The following is a 9,116-nucleotide window of genomic DNA, read 5'->3' as shown; positions in this document are numbered from 1 at the left end:
GGCTCCAGTTATCTCAAAGGTAACACATAAGCCGATTATGAAACTGACTTCAACAGCTTAGCACCAAAGATTGTGACCTGTGAGCACGTGTATGAAATTTTAATCTTCTTGGCTGTTCCCTTTTAATATATCCAATAACCATGCATTTATTACGATAAGTGCTCTCTCTTGTTTCGCCTGAAATAATGATTTAATAACTAAAAGTCCTATTTAGGGACTATAAACTATAATTTATTTACGTATGAAAAACATTAATAAACTTGTATATGTAATTATAATAGCTGTAATAGCTATAACGATTGTTGGCTGTAGCGACTTTCTAGATAGAAGTCCCCAAGGAAGCTTTACTGCAGATGATGATACCAGTGGAGGCATAGAAGCCAATATTTTTGGAATATATGCTAAAATGAGAAGCTATAACATCACAGCAGGTATTCCGGCCTTTGCTGTGCATATGTTCCGTTCCGAAGATTCAGAGAAGGGAAGTACAGCTAATGATGGACCCGATAATGCAAGTTTCTGGGATAATTTTGAGTATAATGCATCCAATGGTATATTAGGTACATATTGGAACTTCAATTATGAAATTATTCACGAATGTAATACAGTTATCGATACCTTGAACAGGATTAACGATGAAAGCTTATATAGTCTCGAGGCGGAAGCCAAATTTTTTAGGGCATACTGTTACTTTAATCTGGTAAGAGCATGGGGAGATGTTCCTAAAATCGACTTTAGAATTATAGATGCAGCTGAAGCCAACATCCCCAAAAGTCCGGCAATGGAAATATATACACTGATAGATGAAGATCTGACTTTTGCTGAAAGATATTTACCAACAGTTTGGGAATCCAGATATATAGGACGTTTGACCTGGGGGGCCGCACGTTCCCTTCATGCCCGCACATATATGATGCGCAACGACTGGTCTAATATGCTAGCAGCTTCTGAAAATATAATTACTTCGGGATTATATAATTTAAATACTGCTGTAGACCAAGTGTTTACAGATGAAGGGGAAAACTGTGGCGAATCTATATTCGAATTGCAATGTACTGCTACTGCCGCACTACCTGGCAGCACAGATATTGGTAGTCAGTTTTGTCAAGTTCAGGGCGTCAGAGGCTCCGGTGAATGGAATCTGGGATGGGGGTGGCACATGGCTACGGAAGAACTGGGAAATGCTTTTGAAGATGGTGATCCTCGTAAAGATGCAACACTTCTTTATTTCAGAAGACCCGGAGAAGAACAGACTGCAGAAAATACAAACAGACCTTATGGCGAATCTCCAATATCAGAAGCAATGGGTGCTTATTTCAACAAAAAAGCCTATACTAATCCGACTATGAGAGCAAGATATACAAACGAAGGATTTTGGGTTAATATCCGTATCATTCGCTATCCTGATGTTTTATTGATGGCTGCCGAAGCAGCAAATGAACTGGGACAGACAGGTAATGCTCTTGCTTATCTAGAACAAATACGAGCACATGCCAGAGGTGGAGATAGTTCTATTCTTCCGGAAGTAACCACAACAGACCAAGTCGAATTACGGGAAGCTATTCAAAAAGAAAGACGAGTTGAACTCGCTCTCGAACCCGATCGTTTCTATGATCTGGTTCGCTGGGGTACGGCTATGGAAGTGTTACATGCAGCTGGCAAAACTAACTATCAGGACAGGCATGCTCTTCTTCCGGTTCCTCAGTCAGAAATAGATAGATCAAACGGTGTTTTGACCCAAAACCCGAATTATAGTAATTAGAAAGATATATTTAATCTTCCATTATACTATTTTTGTTCTTCCTCATTTTATTCATCTTAATTTCTTAATCAATAATATTCGCATAAATTATGGAGTTAATAGTCATTTATTAACTCCATAATTAAATTCTAAAAAAGCATCAAGATCGAGCACGATGAATGTATTGTCGTCCAGATCGGTTGACCAAAGTGGCAGTCTGAGTTCGCTTGTGCCGAATAGGAATAGGTTGTTTGAAAGTTTTTGCGGTATATCTATGTCAAAACTCCAACGGAATAATACTCCGCGATGCCCATTGATAAATATATCGAGACTATCGGTCAATTCATAGGAGTCGTCTCTTGTACCTGACTCTTTATTGTGTGTTGGCTATACTACGGACAAAATGCTTTCGCCATGGGGTAGTCAACTATTCGGCCTACGAACAGCGCGGCTCGCTCTCATGGATCTATCAGATTACCTACGCCATGTAGGATGTACGGTTGGTATTCAGTTTAACCGTAATGTCGATAATCTTTAGCTTCGGATTGAGGTAAGGCTTGGTCTGAGGCATATAGCTTTCGAGGCGACGTACCTCTTCGTGCTGTATTTGCCCCAAAGGCAGTTTGTCAAAATATTGTGTGCCACATCACATCCCGAAAGATAAAGAACAATAACGGCTGAATAATGACCAAGGTCGTGGTAAGCATCTTGTTGAGATCATAACAAAGGCCAGAGCCAAGTCATTGTTAATAAACCGCATCTACGACATGAATTTTAGCCGTTTTGTGAATCGTTGCCTATTGGCTAACATATTTTCATAAGTTGCTCATTTATAGTTTAAACTAATTTTTGTTATACCTCGCGATATGGCAGGTTATTAGCTTATTGATTCCGCAGATTATAGAGATCTTCTTCAGATAACAGCTTTATTGAAAATTTGAACTCTTTATCTGATAGTTATAAAGAGTAGTTTTGAACGAGGTAATGATTTAGAAGCGGTTCTTTTGACATGTATTCGCTTTATTTTACACTTTTGTCGGATAACTTACAATGAATACAAAGATAGTGATAGTTGAGGATTTCATATTTAAAAGAATCTATTTTTTTATTTTATTCTCCTGTCATCTCATTAATTAACAAAATCTTACCATTAATACAATATAGATAGAGGTTTTTGCCGTCATTAATAATTTGTCCAATATCACATTTCTTCATATCAGGATCGCTAATAAAGCCTCCAATTTTATATTTACATTGGCATCCTTTAGTGAATAAATAAAGTAGATGAGGGAATCCTCTAAGCAAGTGCCAGATACGGATTCCATCCATATCATCTAAATTTACAATAGAAGAATAATCTGAAATATTGGGAGACCTATCATGTAAAGGGTTTGAAGTTTGTTGTATACCTTTTACCGTATCAATGTGTGATACCAAATTCAACAATTCAGGATATATTAATTTCTCAGCTTTTAATTGCAGATAATACAACTCTTCACCCAATTCTATATCAAAATGTTTTTGAATCAATATTTCCCCATGATCTTCATATTTATCAACCCTATGAATAGTAATTCCCCCCATAGTTTCCATATTATAGTATACCCAAAACCAAGGGTTGGGCCCCCGGTAGTCAGGCAATAAAGAGGGATGAATATTTATACTACCAAATTTAGGTAGAGAGAAAATATTTTTAGGTAACAAAAAAGGCATTTTATATATTATAAGAATGTCCGGTCCCCGAACCTCAATCCATTCCTTTAGGGAATTTATATCATTGTCATATATGTAACAGTCTATACCTTTTTCTGTTATAGGGTGCAGAAGTTCTGTCGTAACAGGGTTGAAATGCACTATTCCTGCCAAATGAATTGATCGTTCTTCTATTAAAGAACTCAATACAAAAGAAGGACCTGTTGTAGCCAGAATCACTCTTCTCATAACTAATCAATCCCTGGTATGAAACTCTTTTTATTCAAAGCTGCTATCCGGTTAATTGCCTCAATCAATAAATTAACTGCAATTTCAATATCCCGAATATCACAGATCTCAGAAGCTGAATGCATATATCGACATGGAATATTAATATTCATTGTGGCAATACCTTCTTTTTGCAGTTGAAGCACAGATGCATCAGTTCCTCCATAAATGCGCCGTCCTAGGCTTATTTGATAAGGAAATCCCTTCTCTTCAGCTACATCCCGCATAATTCGTTGCAGAACAATGTTGTTATCTGCCTTCCGGTGCATTCCTATTCCTTTTCCCAAAGACAATTCTCCAGGCTGATTTTCATATGATGTTGCTATATCGGTAGCGAAATCAACATCAAGGACAAAACAAACATCTAAATGTTGATGATTAGTTACAACTGAAACACCTCTTAATCCAATCTCCTCCTGTACACTTCCAATAACATGCAGGCATAAAGATGTTCCCCGGGATGTAAACCATCGCATACATTCATTTATAATAAAAAGACCTATGCGATCGTCAAGTCCACTCGCTGAAATGCGGTTCTCTCCCAATCTTAAATATTGGGTTTGCAACACGACAAAATCACCAATACTTACCTGTGATAACGACTCTTGTGCAGAAGACGTACCAATGTCAATCCATAAATCCTCATCAGTAATTCCCTTTGAGACGCCATATTGGGCCAAAGGATCAAAACCGACTATACCTTTTATCAGGCCATTATCAGATAAAATATTAACTTTTTGCCCTCCCATTACCTGTGGTATTAATCCGAGGGAACGAAAATGAAGCATACCATTAGGTAATACTTTGGAGATTTGCACTGCTATAGTATCCATATGAGCTACCAATCCAATATGAATAGGAGTAACACCTGGCAAAGAAGCATAGACATTGCCCAAAACATCCGATGAAACATCCAGACTCTGTGCAGTCCAAATTTTCCGCAAATAATTTCCCATCATCACCTCATAAGAAGTTGGAGCTGCAATTTCAAGTATATCTTTCAGCCTGTTTTCTGCAGCTGAATCAAATCTCCAAATCAACATACTTTTCTTTATTTAATCTATATTAATATACATCCAGTTAATGAAGGCTCTTAACTACTTCTAATTCACTGTAATCTGCAATTTTATAATGACGTTGGTTTATATCTTCGATTAGCCGGACCAGTTGCAGGAATTCTGAGGTATTCATCTTCGAAACATTTACAATAGGACAGCCATCTTTCAAAAATTGGACAGGGTCTGAGATAACGCCATTCTGACAAGCTCTTTTGTAAAGAGCAGAGCCGGGAAATGCTATAATCATATCTACAAACATTCTATAACAACTACGATTCTTCTTAAACCATTCGAGAGAAAAGATAGCCGTATCAAATGTTTCTGCACTATCTCCAAAAATAACTCCCGAACGAGAATTAAGGTTTGCTTCATTAAGCATATTCAGTGCTTTTTCTATTTGTGCCAGATTAATGCCTTTGCGCATGCTACGAAGAACCTCATTGCTGGCACTTTCTACTCCTACAAATACATAGCGGCATTTTGTATTTTTCAATAAATTTACTAATTCCTGGTTTATACTATCAATACGTAATTGAATCGACCAGATGAAATCATAAGGTTCTATCCGCTTACAAAAGTCCTCTACCCGTTTGTTGTCAGTTGCAAACAACTCTTCACGCAGAGCAATATATGATATACTATAGTGGGAAACCAGATAGTCAATTTCTAAAAAAATGGAGTCTAGTGAACGTTGGCGATAAGTCGTACCTGAAGGGTGAAAACAAAAAGTACAATTATATTTACACGAACGACCTCCGATTACTGAGACCTGAGAGTACTTTATTCCATCATCGCTTATATCCGGATTTTCATTGAGGTAAGTCCCATAATCAAATCCTTCATAATCAGGAAAAGGCAATTCATCCAAATTTACAATTTCTTTTCGCTGAGGCGTTCTAACCAGTTTTCCCTCTTCTTTAAAAATGACGCCTTTAATATAGCTAACCGACTGATTTTTTGTCAAAGCATTTACTAATTCTACAATTGTTATTTCCCCTTCTCCTATCACACCATAATCTACCTCTGGCAAAGCTTGCATAGTAACTTCCGGATCGGCAGTCATAATACCTCCACCAACAATAATCTTTATGGAAGGTTTTATTCTTCGCGCCAAATTTACCATGCGGGAAATATCAATATATTCTCCCGACAAACCTCCTATAGCAAAAATATCAATATCTGATTGATGAATTATAGTAGAAAGGATATCTTCTTCATCACCCTCTTTATGATTCAGATTAATTGTTAACACATTTGCTTTTTGTGAATGTTTCAAGTAAGATGACACATAAAGAATTCCCAATGGCATAACGTAATGCCCCCGATCTCCATAAGTTTCATAGCGAGGGATTACCAACAATATATTTAGCTTTTTTTTCGAAATCATAAGTTACTGTGGTTATATTTTATCTGCCCGTTTATGTAATCCCATAAACTTTGTTTATGTACCGAGCTATATCTCTTGCTGATAATTTCATAAAGATTTTTCTTTAAAGAATCCTTCGTAAAATTGCAAAAAGGTTCCTCAAATTCTTTTGGGAAAGATTTAGAAAACAGCCAGCATCCGGCTCCACAACTCCAACGGGCATAACATTCGCGGCATTCCCTGCGCGTATAAATATTATTTTCTTCCATAATATTGGAAAATTTGGTATTATCCATTACTAAACAGTCTTTATCTATTTTCCCATATATAAATTCATCATATAAATCCTCTTGTGGTGAAGAAACACGTGCACAGGAAGAAATGTCCCCATTAGGAGTAAGAACGACCTTACCTCTACATGCACGGGTTCGCAATATACTTGCAAGCTCCACAGAATTACAAGCTACTTCAATGCCAATTTCAGCACCTAATTCTTTTGCAGACCAATATTCATTCGAAAAATTGCCATAATAGTCGCCTAATTGTTGCGGGGTATTAAATAAATCAGCAGATAATACAGTATCGAAAACTATAGCTTTCAGTTTAGGAAAACGAACCGAAAGTTCTTCAACCATCGTTTTCATACTGTGAACACTTATAGGGGTGATTGTTGCTCTGATACCAAAAGGACATTCTTTTCGAAGCAATAAATCCATATTACGCGCAACACTATCATAACTACCTCTTTCTAAGTCCTGAAATTCTTTTAAAACCTCAAATGACACAACAAGATTAATTCTTTGCTCCTTAACGAAATCGATAATCTCAGGAGTCAAAAGACTGCCATTTGTTACTAATCCGTGACTGTATTCGCAAGATGACTGTTTAGCTTTTTCTTTAATGTAATCCACCGTTTTCTTTATTAAAGGGAAACTAAGCAAAGGTTCCCCTCCTCCTGAAAAGTTTATTCTATATGTTCTTTTTTGAGATCGTTCGGGCGAAAATAAATAATCGACAAGTACTTTAATATGTTCGAATGAGACTTCTTTAGCAGAACGACCTGCAGCAGAATAACAATAAGAACAGCTAAAATTACATTTAAAATTCATCAATATATCAATTTCTGTAATACCATCATGGCTATCCGGAATTTCATATACATTCTGATTGCGTTGTTCCTTTAATTGTTTTAATAGATTATTTTGGGCATCAGTCCCGATATTGTCACCCGAACATATATTTTCAATATTAACAAGTTCTTCTTCATTAGCTACCAAAACATGTCCGCTCAGAGGAGAGTATATAAAATATAATTTATCTTGTGGAATATTCCATATATCGCCCACTGGGATTGCATATATGTCATTTTGGAAAAGTAGTGGAAATTTCATAGTTCTTATTATAATTTAGATGCTATTTCGGAAATAAAATTTTTCCCAGTTGATTTTTGGAATTTGTCACCTAATTCCGTTAAAAGGCTATGGCGAAGTAATTGTCTGGTAAAAACACATACCTCGTCAAATACTTCGGGTTTATAAACACGTCTTTGATTGGGGCAGCCGCTTCCACAATTCCATTTTGCCCAACAATCAATGCATTTAGGAAACGAGTTAATATTTGCTGATGTAAGTCTCTCGTAAGCGGCATCATCAAAAATTATTTTTTCTTCTTGTATTTTTCCGAAAACAGCATCATTATACCCACTTTCATTCGGAGACGATGTAAAAGCACAAGTGGTAAAAGTCGCATAAGGCGTTAAACAGTAAAGGCTTCCACAAAACTTTTCTCTCAATGTATTAATAGCTCCATAGGAACTTGAGAATATTTTAATCCCATACTTTTTAGCGATGGGAAAGGCTTTTGTAAAAGACTCAAAATACTCCGCATAAAATTTTTGTAGTTTGTTTGGAGTATTAAAATAATCTGCATCAATTACTGGTTCACATATTAATAAATCAACATCAGGATATTCCCGATAACACAATTCAATCATCTCTTCCAGGCGTTTTACATTTAATTCAGTAATAGTAGACCGAATCCTGCATTTTATATTATTCTCTCCAAGAAGCTTCAGATTTTCTGAGACTTTATTAAATTGACCACGTTGATCATCTTGTATATCTGGAATAACTTCAAATGAAATTTGCAGTTCGAAATTATGCTTTTTATAAAAATCCAGCATTTCATGAGTTAGTATAGAACCGTTTGTAGTTAATTCCTTCTTTAATTCGATACCATTTTTTATAGCTGTTTCTTCTGCATATTCTGTGGCTTGGTCTACAAGAGTCCAAGACAATGTAGGTTCTCCTCCTCCTATAAACATAATTTTTCTACACACAGGTGACTTTCTATCCTTTGATAAGAAGAAATCAAGAGAGGTCTTAATTTCGTCCAAAGTAAGTTCTGCTTTCGAACGTCCTTCGGCAGAATAACAGTATTTACAATGAAAATTACACTTTTCATTTAGTAAAATGTAAAGTGTTGCTGTTGAATCGTATCCATCGTAATAGAGATTTCTGCCTTCTAGAGGAATATGTTTTTCAAGCTTATTTAACAGATCATTTGATTTTTGTTCGCTCACCATCTTTTCCAAGGCAAGAACCTCATTAGGTAAAGCTAATAAAAAGCAATTTGCTAAAGGAGAAAATATCAAATAACAAGATTCTTTCTCTTTATTAAAGAAATCACCTGCCGGAATTATAAATATATTCCTTTTATTAAGATGTGGAAAGTGCATATTTTATTTAATTTATAAATTAATTTAAGTTTTTCATGAAATGGTAGCCTCTTTAAGGCTACCACCAGACATGTTTCATTTACTGAAACAATCACAGCATCCTGCATTGCAAGAAACTTCGCTAACTTCAAATACTTCTGTCAACATATCTGTAAAATTTGAAATTATTCCTACTCTATTTGGGCTTTTCGGAGTACGCCTTATCCTTCATTCTTGTTTGATTCATGAAAACCA

7 protein-coding genes are annotated in these 9,116 nt (G+C 36.0%); 1 reads left to right on the top strand and 6 read right to left on the bottom strand.

Annotated features, from left to right (window positions below):
* The first annotated feature begins 241 nt into the window (after positions 1-241).
* Positions 242-1,762 (top strand): RagB/SusD family nutrient uptake outer membrane protein, encoded by a 1,521-nt coding sequence (locus IR083_RS21985; protein WP_194225934.1) that lies wholly within the window; start codon positions 242-244, stop codon positions 1,760-1,762.
* A 457-nt stretch (positions 1,763-2,219) separates the two neighbouring features.
* On the opposite strand, the gene IR083_RS21980 is transcribed toward IR083_RS21985, so the two are convergent.
* The 6 genes from IR083_RS21980 to IR083_RS21955 all read right to left on the bottom strand — a co-directional run bounded on the left by IR083_RS21980 (position 2,220) and on the right by IR083_RS21955 (position 8,882).
* The gene (locus tag IR083_RS21980) at positions 2,220-2,357 is read right to left on the bottom strand and encodes a hypothetical protein (protein WP_194225933.1); all 138 of its coding nucleotides are present in this window, start codon (positions 2,355-2,357) and stop codon (positions 2,220-2,222) included.
* A 494-nt stretch (positions 2,358-2,851) separates the two neighbouring features.
* A complete protein-coding gene (locus IR083_RS21975; RefSeq protein ID WP_194225932.1) occupies positions 2,852-3,682 on the bottom strand; it encodes a formyltransferase family protein in 831 nt (276 codons plus the stop codon).
* 2 nt (positions 3,683-3,684) lie between these two features.
* Complete coding sequence (locus IR083_RS21970; protein WP_194225931.1) at positions 3,685-4,764, bottom strand: M20/M25/M40 family metallo-hydrolase; 1,080 nt, start codon at positions 4,762-4,764, stop codon at positions 3,685-3,687.
* Between the two features lie 37 nt (positions 4,765-4,801).
* Entirely contained in the window at positions 4,802-6,166 is a 1,365-nt protein-coding gene (locus IR083_RS21965; protein ID WP_194225930.1) for a B12-binding domain-containing radical SAM protein, read from the bottom strand.
* Positions 6,163-7,536, bottom strand: coding sequence for a radical SAM/SPASM domain-containing protein (locus IR083_RS21960; protein ID WP_194225929.1), 1,374 nt, complete (start codon positions 7,534-7,536; stop codon positions 6,163-6,165). The genes IR083_RS21965 and IR083_RS21960 overlap by 4 nt, the downstream gene beginning before the upstream one ends.
* An 8-nt stretch (positions 7,537-7,544) precedes the next feature.
* Positions 7,545-8,882 (bottom strand): radical SAM protein, encoded by a 1,338-nt coding sequence (locus IR083_RS21955; protein WP_194225928.1) that lies wholly within the window; start codon positions 8,880-8,882, stop codon positions 7,545-7,547.
* Positions 8,883-9,116 lie beyond the last annotated feature (234 nt).

This window comes from Dysgonomonas sp. GY75 (assembly GCF_015234155.1).
Lineage (GTDB): Bacteria > Bacteroidota > Bacteroidia > Bacteroidales > Dysgonomonadaceae > Dysgonomonas > Dysgonomonas gadei.
Note: the sequence above shows the minus strand (reverse complement) of the source record. Positions and strands in the feature narration are given on the sequence as shown.

Bases quoted from the DNA above. Each gene is read 5' to 3' on its own strand.
- IR083_RS21985 (WP_194225934.1), top strand. From the start codon at position 242: ATGAAAAACATTAATAAACTTGTATATGTAATTATAATAGCTGTAATA.
- IR083_RS21975 (WP_194225932.1), bottom strand. From the start codon at position 3,682: ATGAGAAGAGTGATTCTGGCTACAACAGGTCCTTCTTTTGTATTGAGT.
- IR083_RS21970 (WP_194225931.1), bottom strand. From the start codon at position 4,764: ATGTTGATTTGGAGATTTGATTCAGCTGCAGAAAACAGGCTGAAAGAT.
- IR083_RS21965 (WP_194225930.1), bottom strand. From the start codon at position 6,166: ATGATTTCGAAAAAAAAGCTAAATATATTGTTGGTAATCCCTCGCTAT.
- IR083_RS21960 (WP_194225929.1), bottom strand. From the start codon at position 7,536: ATGAAATTTCCACTACTTTTCCAAAATGACATATATGCAATCCCAGTG.
- IR083_RS21955 (WP_194225928.1), bottom strand. From the start codon at position 8,882: ATGCACTTTCCACATCTTAATAAAAGGAATATATTTATAATTCCGGCA.